The following is a 15,490-nucleotide window of genomic DNA, read 5'->3' on the forward strand; positions in this document are numbered from 1 at the left end:
AACAGGCAGGTGAGGTGGGCGCATGCGGCAGGTCGACGTGGCGATCGTGGGTGCCGGTCTCGCAGGGTTGAGCGCGGCTCGGCACCTGTCCCGACGCGGTCTGTCGGTGACCGTGCTGGAACAGGCCGACGACGTCGGAGGGCGTGTCCGGACCGACGAGGTCAGCGGGTTCCGGCTGGATCGAGGTTTCCAGATCCTGTTGCCCGCCTACCCTGAAGTGCGCGCGCTGTTCTCGCTCCCACGGCTGGGTCCGTGCCCGTTCCCGCGTGCCGTCGCGGTTCCCGATGCCAGTGGCACACGCCGCGTGCTCGCGGACCCGAGACGGCGTCCAGGAGCGTTGCCGGACCTCTTCGGCAGCCGTGACCTGTCGACATGTGACCCGCTCGCTCTCGCCGCTGTGTCCACACGAGACTTACTGACTCCCGCGAACCGTCTCCTGACGGCCCGCGACCGTTCCACGCGCACTGAGCTGAGGCGGTGGGGACTGTCCGAAAGAGCGATCGCGCGAGTTCTGCGACCGTTCCTGGCGGGCGTGTTCTTGGAGGATCGGCTGGACACCTCCGCCAGGTTCTTCCACCTGGTGTGGCGCAGCTTCGCCCGAGCCTCGCCCGTCGTGCCGTCAGGCGGCATGGGCGTTCTCGCCCACGACCTCGCGGACCGTTTGCCGGCAGGGTCGATACGCTGCGACGCGGGCGTCGCCAGCGTCGAGAACTCTCGGGCCGTGCTGGAATCCGGGGAAACCGTCTCGGCAGACGCGATCGTCGTCGCCACCGACGGCACTACTGCCGCGCGATTGCTGCCCGGCCTGCGCGCACCACGCTGGAACTCCGTCACGACGTTCTACCACCGCAGCCAGTCATCTCCGAGTGACGGCGCAGTGCTCACCACCGATCCCCATGGTCACCTGCTGAACACCGTCGTACTCAGCGACGTCGCCGCCTCCTACGCTCCGCGCGGGTCGACGTTGGTGAGTACCTCCGTGCTCGGTGTGCCTTCGGATCTCAGAGGGCGTTGTGGATCTGAGGTCGGTGGTCCGGTACCGCCGCCCCAGTTCGTGCCTCGCGGCGTTGGGGTCCTCTTGAGTACCAGGCGTACGCGGCGAGAACCCCTGCCTTGCGAGGCACGAACTGGAACGACGGAGCCCCTCACTTTTCTGCGGCTGGGCACGTATGAGGCGTGCCCTACGGGCACCAAGGAAGTTCCCAAATGCACTCTCACCGACACCGAGAGAGCCGTTCGAGAACGACTCGCTCGTCTGCACCAGGGCACGACCGGTGATGTCGAGCTCGTCTCCCACTACCCCGTCGCCCGTGCGGTACCGACGTTGACTGCGGGCTCGCCGCTGCGTCGGCCGGTGCGACTCGCGCCCGGGCTCTACGTCTGCGGAGATCATCGAGAGACACCTTCCATTCAGGGCGCGCTGTTCTCCGGCAGGCGCGCCGCCGGGGCGGCGCTGGCCGATCTGCGGCGCAGGTGACACGGAGTATCCACCGAGCCGAACGCGCAGACCTGGCGGACGTACCGCAAGAACCCGAACGCGTGGCCGCCACCTCCTACACTCACCAGGAAAGGCAGGACGGCCTCGGGAGACACGGTGACGACAAGGCAGGCGGGAGCAGAGTCCTCGGCGTGCGTGTGACAAGTCCTGAACACGACTGCGGCACCGACAGTGTCGCCGACGGGAGTGTTCGATGAGCCCGCGTCCGTACGTGCTGCTGTCGGTGGCCACGGCGTTGGACGGCTACATCGACGACAGCAGTTCGCGTCGGCTGCTGCTGTCCAACGGCGAGGATCTCGAGCGCGTCGACGCGGTCCGCGCGAGCGTGGACGCGATCGCGGTCGGCGCGAACACGATCCGCACCGACAACCCTCGCCTGCTCGTCCAGTCCGACTCCCGACGCCGACAGCGGCTCGACGCCGGACTCGGCGCCACACCGACCAAGGTCACCTTCAGCGTCACCGGCGACCTCGACCCGGCCGCGCACTTCTTCACCACCGGCGACGCCGACAAGCTCGTCTACACTCCCACGGGTCGGCGAGCACGGCTGATCGACACGCTCGGCGAGGTCGCCACCGTCGTCGACGCGGGTGAACCGTTCTCACTGACCACCGTGCTGGCGGACCTGGCCGCCCGCGAGGTGCGGCGCGTCATGGTCGAAGGGGGCGGTGTGATGCACACGCTGTTCCTCGGTGCGGACGTCGTCGACGAACTGCACCTCGTGTACGCGCCGTTCTTCGTCGGTGACACCAGCGCCCCCCGGTTCGTGCGTCCGACCCCACTGCCGCAGAACTCGGCGCGCCGCATGACGCTCGCCGAAACGAGGCAGATCGGCGACGTCGTTCTGCTGCGCTACCTGCCCCTGGGCGGCGAAAACCCGTCGCCGCCGTGACCGTCACCGAGGTTCGTCCGGTGAATGTGCAGCGATGCGAACGCGGTCGACACGGCGCCCGTCCATGGCGAGCACGGTGAAGCGATGCCCTACGGCGTCGACGAAGTCGCCTTCCGCGGGGACGTACCCCAAGCGGCTCATGACGAAGCCCCCCAGCGTGTCGTACGGACCTTTCGGCAGGCTGATGCCGGTCTGTTCCTGTACATCGTCGTGGTGCGTGAGGCCGTCGATGTCGTACGTGCCGTCCGAGTGCGGCGTGGCTGGTGTCGCGCTGGGGTCGCGCTCGTCCCAGATCTCGCCGACGATCTCCTCCACGAGGTCCTCGATGGTGACGATGCCGTCGGTCCCGCCGTACTCGTCGACGACCACCGCCACGTGGCCGCCCGACTGCCGCATGTGCGACAGGGCGCTCAGCGCGGGTTTGCTGCGGGGCAGAGCGGGCGCCAGGCGCACCACCTCCCCGACGGTGAGACTGCCGTTCCAGTGGAGCAGGTCGCGGACGTGGATGAATCCGAGGACGTCGTCGGTGGTCTCACCGATCACCGGGTACCGGGAGTGCGGCTTGTCGAGGATTTCGTCGACGGCGTCCGCGAGCGTCGTCGACGCCTGCAGGAAATCCACCTCGGTACGCGGAACCATGACCTCCGAGAGCACGCGGTCCCCTACTTGGAACGCGTCGTCGAGCAGTTCTCGCTCCTCGACGCTGAGCTGCTCGTTGGTGCGCACCATGTCCCGGAGTTCGTCCTGGGTGACCGACGACTCCGCTGCCTGTGGGTCCACCCCGAGTAGTCGCACGACGGCGTTGGTGGACTTCGACAGCAGCCAGATCATCGGCTTGGCGAGTGTGGCGACCTTGTCGAGGACGCCCGCGGTCAGCAGTGCGACCCGCTCCGTGCGTTGCAGCGCCACCCGTTTCGGCGTCAGCTCACCGAACACCAGGGACAGATAGGACACCAACGCGGTCACCAGTACCAGAGCGAGAGTGGCGGCGATCCCCACCGGTACCCCCCACCCTTCGAGCACTGGCTCGACGCGGACCGCGATCGTCGCCCCGCCGTAGCTGGACGCGAAGAACCCGGCGAAGGTGACCCCGATCTGCACTGCCGACAGGAACCGGTTCGAGTCCGCGCGCAACGCGGCTACCCGAGCACCACGACGTCCCTGCTCGGCCAGCTTGCTGACTTGGCCTTCGCGCAACGCCACCAATGCGATCTCGGCAGCGGCGAAGAACCCGCCGCCGAGCACGAACACCATGACCAGGGCGAGATTCCACGCGATGCCGTCCATGTCCCGAGTCTGGCATCGTCACGGCGTCCGCGAGCTCGAATACGCGCCGGAAACGATGCATGAGCCGGTCAGCGCGTCACACGAGTAGGGCGAACAGGCCTCCACCGGCGGCGATGCCCACGAAGACACCACCCGCGACCTGCGGCGCGGTGCGAACTCGCGACCAGGCCACCCCAGCAGCCCGGACCGCCAACACCACAGCGGACCGTAGGTGATCGGGAACACGACCGTCGCGCCTGCCGCGACCGCCGAATGCAGGCACCTCTCCATACCAGCGTGCTACAGGCTGAACGCGATCGACCGGAGGAGGAACGTGGCCAGCAGCACCGCCGTGAACGCCAGGTCGATCGCCACTCCACCCGCACCGACCGGCCCCAGCACCCGGCGCACCGGCGCGATCACCGGTTCCGTCGCGGTGTGGGTGAGCTCGCGGCCGCGGCTCACCCAGCTCGGCACCGTGGTGAGGACCGATGCCCAGTCCAGCACCAGACGGACGATCAGCAGCAACAGGAACACTGTCAGCACGTATCCGAGCAGGGTTCCGATGAGGCTCATGGCGACTCCTTCGTGGCGGCCGGGCTCGTACTCCTACCAACGTGCCAGACGTGTCCGAAGTGCCCGACGAGGGACCCGCCCGAGCGGCCAGTGGGACGGGCACACGACCACCACCGCAGACCAATCAGAGCGCCGCAGGCTGTTCCTCGACGCTGCGGACCAGGTCGAGGGCCCGGCCGAGGGTGTCCAGCCGTTGCCGGACGGTCTCCCCGGCAGGATAGAAACGAACGGTGTCGACTCCGGCGTCACGCCACACCCGCAGACGTTCCCGCACCATGTCCTCGGTGCCGATCAGCGTGGTGGCGAGCACCATGTCGTCGGTGATCAGCTCGGCCGCGCCCGCGCGGTCCCCCGCTTGCCAGCGCGTCCACACCCGCTGGGCGACCTCGCCCCATCCCTGGCGGCTGTAGGCGTCGTTGTAGAAGTTCCGTTCGGCGGAACCCATTCCGCCGAGGCTGAACGCGAGTCCCTTCTTGCGCTCGGCCACCATCTCCCGCAGCTGGGATTCGTCGTCGACGAAGGCCACTTCGGCGCCCTGACACACGTCGAGATCGGCTCGGGTGCGTCCCGAAGCGGCGAGTCCGGCGTCCAGATGGTCGAAGTAGGCTTCCCGCGCACCCTCCGGCACGAAGCTCGTGCCGAGCCAGCCGTCGGCGAGCTCACCGGTGAGCCGCAGCGTCTTCGGCGACAGCGTGGCCAGATAGATCGGCACGTCGTGCTCGGCCCGCATCGACAGCCGCATCGGCTTCGAGTCGCCGGGCAGCGGGAGCGTGAATTCCCTTCCGTCGTAGGAGACTTTCTCACCGGTCGCCGCCTGCCGCACGATCTCCACGGTCTCGCGCATCCGGGTCAACGGCCGCTCGAACGGAACCCCGTGCAGACCCTCGATCACTTGCGGCCCGGACGGGCCGAGCCCCAACAGGAATCGACCGTCCGAGATGTTGGCCAGGGTGATCGCCGCCCGTGCGATGGCCATTGGTGTGCGGGTAGCGAGCTGGATGACCCCCGAGCCGAGCAGCATCCGTTCGGTCCGCGCCGCCAGGTATCCCAGCGGCGACGGTGCCTCCGATCCCCATGCCTCGGCCACCCAGCAGATGTCCAGGCCGAGCTTTTCCGCCTCGGTCACGTAGTCGACGACCTCGCCCCACGGGCCGGAGGACGCTTCGATCGTGGTCGCGGTGCGCATCATTCCCGCCCCTGTTCCGCCATGGTCTTGATCGCCTCGACGGTCGCGTGGATGCCGCTCTCGAATTCCCGGAGTCGGACGTAGACGATCTTCTGCTCCTTGTCGGGCATCCGCTCGATCGCCTCCGACAGGCCGGAACGGCCCGGCCCCAGTTGCACCCATTGCGTCAACAGCGTTCCGCCGTCCTGCGCGGTGCAGGTGAAACGCCAGACCGCCGCGGGACTGTCGGGGTTCTCCACCGCCCACGCGAACACGGTCGGTGGCTCGAAACGCACTACGTACGAAGTGGTGGACCACTCCCCCATCTCTGTGTGCGCGTTGTGACCCGCGAACCGGGCGCCCACGGCCGGGCCGGTCAAGCCGTCCAGCCATTCGACCGACTGCAGCTCGGAACTCACGCGCGGCATCAGTTCGATGTCCGAGACGAGCTCCCAGACCCGTTCCGGCGGCGCGTCGACCCAGGTTCGCGACTCGACCGTCGGGGTGTCCGCGTAGCGTGCGCCCGTCCATTCCATGACCCGCGAACCTCCTGATCGGCTGTCAGTGCAAGTCGATGACCACCACAGTTTCTCAAGCGGACTGAGGTGTCAAGAGGATGCGGCGACCACCGAGGCACCCCCTCAGTCGGCGAAACGTTCCCGGACGTCCGGTCGCTGCGCGAGGTGCGGCGGATACCCCGGCCCCATCCGAGTCCGGGTGTTCTCTGCGGTCATCGGCTGCCCGCACGAGGAGCACGCCACCTCGGCGGAACCCTCGTGCCCGCACGTGTCGTGCACGTGCGTCACCGGCGGTCCCGCCTCACCGGCCAGCCACCGATCGCCCCAGGCGCTCATCGCCAGCAGCACGCCGTAGAAGTCCCGTCCCTTCTCGGTGAGCACGTACTCGTGACGCACCGGCTCGGTCTGATACAGCGCCTTCTCCAACAGGCCTTCGTCCACCAGCCGCCGCAGCCGCTCGGTGAGCGTGTTGCGCGCGATGCCGAGCGACTCCTGGAACGTGTCGAAACGCCGGATCCCGTAGAACGCCTCGCGCAACACCAGCGGCGTCCACCAGTCGCCCAGCAGATCCATGGTGCGCGCCACCGAACAAGGCCAGCGCGCGAACGAAGTCCGCCTCATGAGCACCAGGATAGGTCGCAGCGGCACCGAAACCCAGCGTTCGGCGCCCGGCTTCTGTCGCCAGGAACACCCTCGTGAAACACTCCACCCATGCAGGAGAACCCGCATACCGGCAGCGTCCCTGCGCAGCACAACAGCGGTGTCCATGCGCCGAACGCCGAGCAGTCGCGAGCGTGGAACGGGGACGACGGCCGCCACTGGGTCGACCACACTCAGCGGTACGAGTCGATCCTGCAAGGATTCGACCGACCCCTGCTGCAAGCCGCCGAGCTGTCCACGGCAGATCGCGTCCTCGACGTCGGCTGTGGGTGCGGACAGTCCACGTTCGCAGCCGCCCGACTCGTCCCGACCGGTGCGGTGACAGGGCTCGATCTGTCCGAGCCCATGCTCGCGTACGCACGCGACCGCGCCGGACCGACACAGTCCGCCGAGGTCACCTTCGAGCTCGGCGACGCCCAGCGACACGCGTTCCTTCCCGGCGGATACGACGCGGTGATCAGCCGGTTCGGCGTCATGTTCTTCGCGGACCCGTCGGCGGCGTTCACCAACATCGCCGCAGCCGTGCGGCCGGGAGGCCGGCTGGCCTTCGTGTGCTGGCAACCGGCCGACCGTAACCCGTGGACCCGCAAGACCGCGGGCACGCTCGCCGAGTACGTGGACTTCCCCGACGAAGGCGAGCACCGGTGCGGTCCGTTCGCGTTCGCCGACCCCGCTCGAATCCGGGAGGTGTTGGCGGGTACCGGCTTCGTCGACGTCGACATCACGGCGATCACCGAACCGATGCGAACGGCCGACGACGTCGAGGACGCGATCGGCTTCATCTGCGAAGGTTCGATGGCCACCGCCCTGACCGAAGCCGGACCGGACCTCGCGACCCGCGCTCTCGACGCCGTCCGCGCCGCGCTGGCACCCCACGAAACGGATGACGGTCTCGTGCTACCGGGACACGCCTGGCTCGTCTCCGCTCGCCGAGCGTGAACTGCCCCGCGTAGCCGGAGTCAACTGAACGCCAGGACTGCGCTCAGCAGTGCCGCGAAGCCGAAGGCCAAGCCGCCCATCAAGGTCTCCATCATCGTCCACGTCTTCAACGTGGTGCGGATGTCGAGGTCCATGTAGCGATTGAACAGCCAGAAGCCGGAGTCGTTGACGTGGGAGAGCACCGTTCCTCCCGCCGCGATCGACACGACCACGAGCGCGATCTCCGGCTGGGACAGGCTGAACTCCTGGATCAGCGGCGCCACGATCGGTGCTGTCGTCACGATCGCGACGGTTTTCGACCCGAGCGCGACCCGCAACGCGGTAGCGATGAGGAAAGCGAGGACCACCACGGGCAACGACGTCGCCCCGAGCAGGTCCGCGAGCGCGTCCCCGGCCCCAGTCTGCTTCAGCACCTCACCGAACACTCCGCCCGCACCGGTCACCAGCAGCACGAGTGCGACCGGACCGAGCGAGGCTCCGGCGGCCTTCTCGATGCGTTCACTGCTGAACCCGCCGCGAATTCCCAGCACCCAGAACGACAACAAGGTCGCGATGGTGAGCGCGATGACCGGCGCGCCGATGAACTCCATCGTCTCTCGGATCGCACCCTCGGGTAACACAACGGAAGCGAACGTGTGCAGCATGATCAGCAATACCGGCAGGGTGATGACCGTGACCGTGATGCCCAGCGACGGCGGCGCCTGGACGGTGACGCCTCCGCCGCCCCCGCGGGAGTCCTGTTTTCCCGAACCGTCCGATGTGGAACTGGATCCCGCCTGGGTGTCGGCTTCCGCGACCAGTTGCGCAGGCACCGGAACGTTCAACCGGTCCCCGACACGGATACCGAAGAGGTAGGCGCCCAGGAACCACGCTGGGAGTCCGCACACCAAACCCATGATTGCTACCCATCCCAGGTTCGCACCGAGCAGGCCCGCAGCAGCGACCGGTCCGGGGTGCGGAGGCAGTACTGCATGCATGATGGCGAGTCCGCCCACGGCAGGGAGCGCCACGGTGACGACCGAACGGCCGGATCGTTGGGCGACGGCGTAGATCAGTGGCAGCATGATGATGAACCCGACGTCGAAGAACACCGGGATGCCGAAGATCAGCGCGGTGAGCCCGACCGCGAGCGGCGCCCGCTTCTCCCCGAACGACGACAGGAGTCGACTGGAGAGCACGTGCGCCGCCCCGGACTCCTGCATCATGCGCCCCAGCATCGCGCCCAGCGCGACGATGACGGCGATCTCGCCGAGCGTCTCGCCCATTCCGTCCTCGAGAAGACCCGGCAGGTCCGCGGGCCGGATTCCCGCGACGATGCCGACAACGACACTGACAACGAGCAACGCCACGAACGCGTGCAGTTTGGCTTTGATGACCAGGAGCAGCAGGAGCGCGATTCCGCCCACGACGAGAAGCAGCAACGTCCACGGAGGAAGTGTCCACGCCATGGGCGGATCGTCGGCGGCCAGCACGTCCGGTACGGAACCGAGGACAGAATCGTGCGCGAGGGTAGGCATCGTTGCCTCCTGTCGGTGAAACAGTCCGGTAGGAGAAGTCGGCGGCGCCGGCGCCTGCCGAAGCGGCGTCAGTCCCGGCTCAGCGCGGGACGTGTGGGATCGAACGTCCAGCCGGGAACCAGGTACTGCATCGGAGCGGCGTCGTCGCGCGCTCCGAGCCCTTCCCGGAGATAGAGCTCGTGAGCGCGATCGAGTTGGTCATCGTCGAGTTCCACACCGAGGCCGGGGGCGTCCGGTACACGGAGCAGACCGCCGGTGATACGCAGCGGTTCTCGCGTGAGCCGCTGGCCGTCCTGCCAGATCCAGTGCGTGTCGATCGCCGTGATCCGGCCGGGTGCGGCGGCAGCGACGTGGGTGACCATCGCCAACGAGACGTCGAAGTGGTTGTTGGAGTGCGACCCCCAGGTCAGTCCCCACTCGTGACAGAGCTGGGCGACCCGCACCGAGCCGCTCATCGTCCAGAAGTGCGGATCCGCCAAGGGGATGTCCACCGCGTCCGTGCGCACCGCGTGTCCGAGTTGGCGCCAGTCGGTCGCGATCATGTTGGTAGCACACGGCAATCCAGTGGCACGGCGGAACTCTGCCATCGTCTCCCGGCCGGAGTACCCGTCCTCGGCACCGCACGGATCCTCGGCGTAGGCGAGGACGTCGCGCAGTCCGAGACCGATCTCGACGGCCTCGCCCAGCCGCCACCCTCCGTTGGGGTCGATCGTGATGCGCGCGTCGGGAAAGCGCTTCGCCAGCGCGGAGATCACCGCGGCCTCGTCCGGTGCCGGCAGGACGCCGCCCTTGAGTTTGAAGTCCCGGAACCCGTAGCGCGCGTGCGCTGCCTCGGCCTGGCGCACCACCGATTCGGGGGTGAGTGCTTCCTCGTGCCGAACTCGCAGCCAGTCGTCGACGGCGCCGATCTCGTCCTCCGGGCCGCGATACGCCAGATCGGTGCTCGTCCGATCCCCGACGAAGAACAGATAGCCCAACACCGGGACGTCCGCACGCTGCTGGCCCTCACCGAGGAGCTCGGCGACCGGCACACCCAGATGCTTGCCGAGAAGATCGAGCATCGCGGACTCGATCGCGGTGACGGCGTGGACCGTGACCCGCAGGTCGAACGTCTGCGTGCCGCGCCCGCCGACGTCGCGGTCCGCATAGCGAGCACGCACGTTGCCGAGCACGGATCGCACTCGCGCCACACGGCTGCCGACGACGAGTTCGGCAGCGTCCTCGAGCGTGCGTCGGATCGTCTCCCCGCCGGGAACCTCGCCGACACCCGTGCGCCCCTCGGAGTCGGTCAGGACGACCAGGTTGCGGGTGAAGTAGGGGGCGTGTGCGCCGCTGAGGTTGAGCAGCATGCTGTCGCGCCCCGCGACGGGAACGACACGCATTCCGGTGACCACCGGTCGCAGTGCTGAGGTCATGATCGCCTCCCGAGGTTCAGTGTCGACCGAGTTCGCCGTCGACGCGGCGCCACAGACTGCCGGGGTTGGTGTCGCGGACCGAACTCGGCAACAGTTCCGCGGGAACGTCCTGATAGGCCACGGGCCGCAGGAACCGGTCGACGGCGAGCGTGCCGACGGAGGTCGTCCGGGAGTCGGAAGTGGCCGGGAACGGTCCACCGTGGACCATCGCGTGTCCGACCTCGACGCCGGTCGGCCATCCGTTGAACAGGATGCGCCCCGCGGTGAGTTCGAGGGATTCGAGCAGTGTCCCCGCTTCGGACCGATCCGACTCCGAGGCGTGCACCGTTGCGGTCAGCTGACCTTCGACATGCGCGGCGACTTTCCGAACCTGTTCCTGGTCACGGCACCGGATCACCAGCGAGCTCGATCCGAACACCTCGTGCTGCAGTGCGCTGTCCGTGGTGAAGCTGTCGGCGTCGGTCGCGAGCAGGGCGGATCGGCACCGGTGGGGTAGCTCCGTCTCCGCTCCGCGAGCCAGCACCTCGACGGCCGGATGTGCCGCCAGGGCCGAGAGTCCCTGCTCGTAGGCAGCCGCGATCGCCGGAGTCAGCATCGTCGCGGGCGCACTCTCGCCCACTGCCGCGGCGGAGGTGTCCAGGAACCTTCGCAAATCCGGCCCGTCGACGGCAACGACCAGTCCCGGGTTCGTGCAGAACTGTCCGGCACCGGCCGTCAGCGAACCCACGAACGCGTCGGCGATCTCCTCGGCGCGCTCGGCGAGTGCGCCCGGCAGCAGGAACACCGGGTTCGTGCTGCTCATCTCCGCGAAAACCGGAATCGGCCGCGGTCGCGCCTGCGCCGCTGCGAGCAGCGACAGCCCACCGGAACGCGACCCCGTGAATCCGACCGCCTGAATCCGCGGATCCATGACGAGCCGGACGCCGAGCCCGGGCCCCGAACCGAACAGTAAAGAGAACGTCCCCGCGGGTAGACCTTCGTCGGCCACCGCGGCGGACACGGCGCGCGCCACGAGTTCGGACGTACCAGGATGCGCGTCGTGCGCCTTGACCACGACCGGGCAACCGGCGGCAAGAGCGGAGGCCGTGTCGCCACCACCGACGGAGAAGGCCAACGGGAAATTGCTCGCACCGAACACCGCGACCGGACCGAGCGGGACTCTTCGCTGCCGGATATCCGCCCTCGGCGCGGGAGTGCGGTCGGGTTGCGCGGGGTCGATTCGGGGATGTTCCACGCCGTCCTCGCGCAGCAGCGTCGCGAACATCCGAAGCTGACCCGTCGTGCGGGCCCGCTCGCCCGTCAACCTCCCCATCGGGAGCCCGGACTCGGCGTGAGCTCGCTCGAGCAGGGCAACACCCACGGCGTCGATGTTGTCGGCGATGCGTTCCAGGAACCGCGCGCGTCGAGCCGGATCCAGCGCACGGTACGAACCGAAGGCTTCTCGCGCCGCCTCGCAGGCTCGGTCGACGTCCTCGTCACTGCCGTAGGCGAAGGCGGGCTCCAGTTCCTCACCCGTACCGGGATCGACGGCCCGGATCTTCGCGCCCGATCCGAACACCGCGCTACCGGCGACGAACATGTGGCCGGTCGGTTCACTCATCCTGCTCATTCCTCCGTCCCCTGCTTGACCAGATCGGCCAGCATCGCGACTTCGCTTTCGTCCAGATCCGTCAAGGGACTGCGCACCGGCCCCGCCGGACGACCGATGACCTTCATTCCCGCCTTGACGATGCTCACCGCATAGCCGTTGCGTCGGTTGCGGATGTCGCAGTACGGCAGCACGAACTGGTTCAGGTACCGGTGGACCGTCGCGCGGTCGCGCTCGCGCACCGCCGCGTAGAAACGCGACGCGAACTCCGGGACGAAGTTGAACATCGCCGACGAGTACGTCGTGACGCCCATTTCCAGGTAGGGCAACGCGAACGTCTCGGCGGTCGGCAGACCGCCGATGTAGGTGAGCCGGTCGCCCATGCGGGAGTGGATCCGGGTCATCTTCTCGATGTCACCGACCCCGTCCTTGAACCCGATGAGGTTCGGACATTCGTCGGCCAACCGCGCCACCGTAGTGTCGGTGTAGATCGCGTTCGCACGGCTGTAGAGGATCACCCCCACATCCGTCGCCGCGCACACCGCGCGAACGTGCGCGATGAGGCCCTCCTGGTCGGTCTCCGTGAGATACGGAGGCAGCAACAGCAACCCGTCGGCGCCGGCGCGGCCTGCGCTCCGCGCCATCTCCACGGCCATCGCGGTGCCGTATCCGGCAGGGGCGACCACCGGCACGTTCGACGGAGCCTCCCGCACCGCGGCAGCCACCACCGACTCCACTTCCCCTGGGGTCAGCGAGAACAGTTCCCCGGTACCGCCGGCCGCGAACAGACCGGACGGCTCGAATGTGCTCAGCCATCCGATGTTGTCGCGGTAGGCAGGCTCGTCGAAGGTCAGGTCGTCGCGGAAGTGCGTCACCGGAAACGACAGCAGCCCGGAAGCCAGGCGATCGGCGACCCCGGGCGGCGAAAAGCGTGACATTCGGGTTTTCCCTCCCACACTCCGTACAACGTGTGGCGGTGACGTTAGAGTGGGCGATCAATGCGCGTCCAACTCCAATAAGGCATTCATCGATACCGAGGCCGCATCAATGTTCACGCTCAGCCAGCTCACCGGGTTCGTCGCCGTCGCCGAGGAAGGCCATTTCGGCCGCGCGGCGGACCGTCTGCGCATGACGCAACCACCGTTGAGCCGTCAGATTCAGCAGCTGGAAAAGCAGCTCCAGACCCGATTGATCGACCGCAGCAGTAGGACGGTACGGCTGACACCGGCGGGCCGAGCGTTCCTGCAGGACGCGCGACGGTTGTTGCGCGACGCCGAGAACGCCGCGTTGTCGGTTCGCCGGGCCACCGACGGCCACGCCGGTGTGGTGCGCATGGGATTCACCGCGACCTCGGCCCACGACGTGCTCGGCGGGTTGCTCAGCTGTGCGCGCGAGCATCTCCCCCACGTCGAGTTCGTGCTCCGCGAACTCGTCACCCGGGACCAGATGGAGCGGATCTCCTCCGGTGCCCTCGATCTCGGCCTGGCACGTCCGCCCGCTCGGCCGGAGTTGACCTCTCGCCTGTTGCGTTCCGAACCACTCGTCGCCGCTCTCCCCGAAGGCCATCCGCTCGCCGAGCAGCTCACACCACTCGAACTGGACGCGTTCCACGGCGCGGAGGTCGTGACCTACTCACCGTCCGAGGCGCGATACTTCCACGATCTGCTCGTGGGTGTCTTCCAGACGGCGGGGGTCCGGCCCACGTACGTGCAGCACGTCAGCCAGGTACACACCGTGCTCGCGCTGGTCGAAGTCGGACTGGGGATCGGGCTGGTTCCGTCCACGGCGGCGAAGTTGCGGGTCGACAACGTGGTGCTGCGACCCGTGATTCTCCCGGATCCGAACCCGGTGGAACTGCACCTCGTCTGGCGAGAGGACAACGACAATCCCGCCCTGCACTCTCTGCTCGACATCGTCGGCTGAGGCGAGTTCATGCCGGCCCAATCCTACAACGGTCGTGTACCGTGGCCGCGATCAGTCCATACAGGACGATCTCCGGCGGAGAGTCCCTTGTTCTGCCCGTGAGGGACTCTCCGCCGATTCGAGCGCACGTCGACAGTACTCGGGCCTCACGCCTCCGAGACCGACGCCGATGTCTCGGACCCTCGCTCGGACCGCCGCTGCCGCAGCTCCTCGGTGATCTCCCCGAATCGCTGCTCGGTCAGGGGATAGGCGACCATGATCGCGAGCGCGAGCACGGTCAGCAGGGCCGGGACGAGGCCGGACGCGAGCCGGATACCCCACACGGCCGCCTCGGTCTGCACCGACGCGCCGCCGACGTATCCGGCCAGTCCGATGGTGAACGACGCCGACGCCCCGCCGAGTGCCTGCCCAACCTTGCGAACGAACGAGTACACGGCGTAAGTCGCCCCCTCACTGCGGACTCCGGTACGCCATTCCCCGTACTCCACGGTGTCCGCTTCGAACGACCACATCAACGTGGAGATCAGGCCGAGACCGAAACCGCTTACCACGAAGAAGCCGATCGCGAGAGCGAGCATCGACGCGGGAACGACGGTGATTCCCAGGAACCCGATGATCGCCACGACACCGCCGCCGGTGTATCCGGCCTTCTTCCCGAACCGGCGCACGATCCGTGGCGCCAACGGCGCGGCGAGGAACATGGTGCCGGTCTTGGCGAGCATGATGGCGATGTAGACGTTCGCGTTGCCGAGCACGTCCCTGGCGTAGTAGACACCCATCGTCTGCACCGAGAACAGGGCACTGAGCAGCACCAACGAGCTCAGACAGAGCAGAATCAGCGGACGGTTCGTCCGGAGTGAAGCGACCGATTGCTTCCAGCTGACCTGCTCCACCTCACGGTGCACCGTCTCCTTCGCGGTGGCGAACGTGAACAGATACAGCCCGAAGCCGACCACCACGAACACCGACGTGGTCCACGTCAACGAGGATTGCAGGTCCGCCGAGTTCTCGATCTGCGGCGAGACCACGACCGCCAGAACCAGGGCCACCAAGGCGTATCCCATCGACCGAGCGGTGGCCAGCTTGGTGCGCTCCACCGGATCCTGGGTCATCGCCGCCGCGAGGGATCCGTACGGGATGTTCACGAAACTGTAGGCCGTGCACATCGCCGCATACGTCACGTAGGCGTAGATCAGCTTGCCCGCCAGGCCCCAATCCGGCACCCAGAACGTCGCCACGCTCAGCAGCAACAAGGGCAGCGACGCGAACAACAACCAGGGCCGGAACTTGCCCCACCGGCTCGACGACCGGTCGACGAGGCCGCCCGCGATCAGGTCGGTAACCCCGTCCCAGATGCGGACCACGAGAAAGATCGTTCCCGCGAGCACGGCCGGAATCCCGGCGACGTCCGTGTAGTACAGCAGCAGGAACATCGTGGACATCGAGAAAGCCAGATTGTTCGCCGCATCTCCTGCGCCGTACCCGGCGATCTGGCGTGGATGGAGCTTCATGAACATTCCTCAACCGGAGTCG

General features: G+C 67.7%; 15 protein-coding genes. 4 read left to right on the forward strand and 11 right to left on the reverse strand.

Going from position 1 to position 15,490, the window contains the following annotated elements:
* Positions 1–22: 22 nt before the first annotated feature.
* The gene (locus GIY23_RS13790) at positions 23–1,477 is read left to right on the forward strand and encodes a protoporphyrinogen/coproporphyrinogen oxidase (protein WP_154077035.1); all 1,455 of its coding nucleotides are present in this window, start codon (positions 23–25) and stop codon (positions 1,475–1,477) included.
* 214 nt (positions 1,478–1,691) lie between these two features.
* On the forward strand, positions 1,692–2,390 hold the full coding sequence (locus tag GIY23_RS13795; protein ID WP_154077036.1) for a RibD family protein: 699 nt from the start codon (positions 1,692–1,694) through the stop codon (positions 2,388–2,390).
* A gap of 3 nt (positions 2,391–2,393) precedes the next feature.
* Here GIY23_RS13795 and GIY23_RS13800 read toward each other — a convergent pair whose 3' ends face one another.
* From GIY23_RS13800 to GIY23_RS13825, 6 genes are all read right to left on the reverse strand, one after another.
* Entirely contained in the window at positions 2,394–3,677 is a 1,284-nt protein-coding gene (locus tag GIY23_RS13800) for a hemolysin family protein (RefSeq protein ID WP_154077037.1), read from the reverse strand.
* Between the two features lie 76 nt (positions 3,678–3,753).
* Positions 3,754–3,939, reverse strand: coding sequence for a hypothetical protein (locus GIY23_RS13805; RefSeq protein ID WP_154077038.1), 186 nt, complete (start codon positions 3,937–3,939; stop codon positions 3,754–3,756).
* A gap of 17 nt (positions 3,940–3,956) precedes the next feature.
* Entirely contained in the window at positions 3,957–4,232 is a 276-nt protein-coding gene (locus GIY23_RS13810) for a YggT family protein (RefSeq protein WP_154077039.1), read from the reverse strand.
* Positions 4,233–4,356: 124 nt separating this feature from the next.
* On the reverse strand, positions 4,357–5,418 hold the full coding sequence (locus GIY23_RS13815; protein ID WP_154078833.1) for an LLM class flavin-dependent oxidoreductase: 1,062 nt from the start codon (positions 5,416–5,418) through the stop codon (positions 4,357–4,359).
* Positions 5,418–5,933 carry an SRPBCC family protein gene (locus GIY23_RS13820; protein ID WP_154077040.1) on the reverse strand — a complete coding sequence of 172 codons (516 nt, stop codon included), beginning with the start codon at positions 5,931–5,933 and terminating at the stop codon, positions 5,418–5,420. The genes GIY23_RS13815 and GIY23_RS13820 overlap by 1 nt, the downstream gene beginning before the upstream one ends.
* Positions 5,934–6,038: 105 nt before the next feature.
* Entirely contained in the window at positions 6,039–6,536 is a 498-nt protein-coding gene (locus GIY23_RS13825) for a winged helix-turn-helix transcriptional regulator (RefSeq protein WP_154077041.1), read from the reverse strand.
* Between the two features lie 90 nt (positions 6,537–6,626).
* Here GIY23_RS13825 and GIY23_RS13830 point away from each other — a divergent pair, with 90 nt between their 5' ends.
* Entirely contained in the window at positions 6,627–7,514 is an 888-nt protein-coding gene (locus GIY23_RS13830; protein ID WP_154077042.1) for a class I SAM-dependent methyltransferase, read from the forward strand.
* Positions 7,515–7,534: 20 nt separating this feature from the next.
* On the opposite strand, the gene GIY23_RS13835 is transcribed toward GIY23_RS13830, so the two are convergent.
* From GIY23_RS13835 to kdgD, 4 genes are all read right to left on the reverse strand, one after another.
* Positions 7,535–9,031, reverse strand: a complete 1,497-nt coding sequence (locus tag GIY23_RS13835) for a GntP family permease (RefSeq protein WP_154077043.1) — start codon at positions 9,029–9,031, stop codon at positions 7,535–7,537.
* 68 nt (positions 9,032–9,099) lie between these two features.
* On the reverse strand, positions 9,100–10,446 hold the full coding sequence (locus GIY23_RS13840) for an enolase C-terminal domain-like protein (protein ID WP_222850154.1): 1,347 nt from the start codon (positions 10,444–10,446) through the stop codon (positions 9,100–9,102).
* Between the two features lie 16 nt (positions 10,447–10,462).
* Positions 10,463–12,046, reverse strand: coding sequence for an aldehyde dehydrogenase (NADP(+)) (locus GIY23_RS13845; RefSeq protein WP_228717283.1), 1,584 nt, complete (start codon positions 12,044–12,046; stop codon positions 10,463–10,465).
* Between the two features lie 5 nt (positions 12,047–12,051).
* Complete coding sequence (gene kdgD / locus GIY23_RS13850) at positions 12,052–12,972, reverse strand: 5-dehydro-4-deoxyglucarate dehydratase (protein WP_154077045.1); 921 nt, start codon at positions 12,970–12,972, stop codon at positions 12,052–12,054.
* Positions 12,973–13,081: 109 nt separating this feature from the next.
* On the opposite strand from kdgD, the gene GIY23_RS13855 reads away from it, so the two are divergent.
* Entirely contained in the window at positions 13,082–13,957 is an 876-nt protein-coding gene (locus tag GIY23_RS13855) for a LysR substrate-binding domain-containing protein (RefSeq protein ID WP_154077046.1), read from the forward strand.
* 146 nt (positions 13,958–14,103) lie between these two features.
* Here GIY23_RS13855 and uidB read toward each other — a convergent pair whose 3' ends face one another.
* Complete coding sequence (uidB, locus tag GIY23_RS13860; protein ID WP_154077047.1) at positions 14,104–15,468, reverse strand: glucuronide transporter; 1,365 nt, start codon at positions 15,466–15,468, stop codon at positions 14,104–14,106.
* Positions 15,469–15,490 lie beyond the last annotated feature (22 nt).

It is taken from the genome of Allosaccharopolyspora coralli, assembly GCF_009664835.1.
GTDB classification, from domain to species: domain Bacteria; phylum Actinomycetota; class Actinomycetes; order Mycobacteriales; family Pseudonocardiaceae; genus Allosaccharopolyspora; species Allosaccharopolyspora coralli.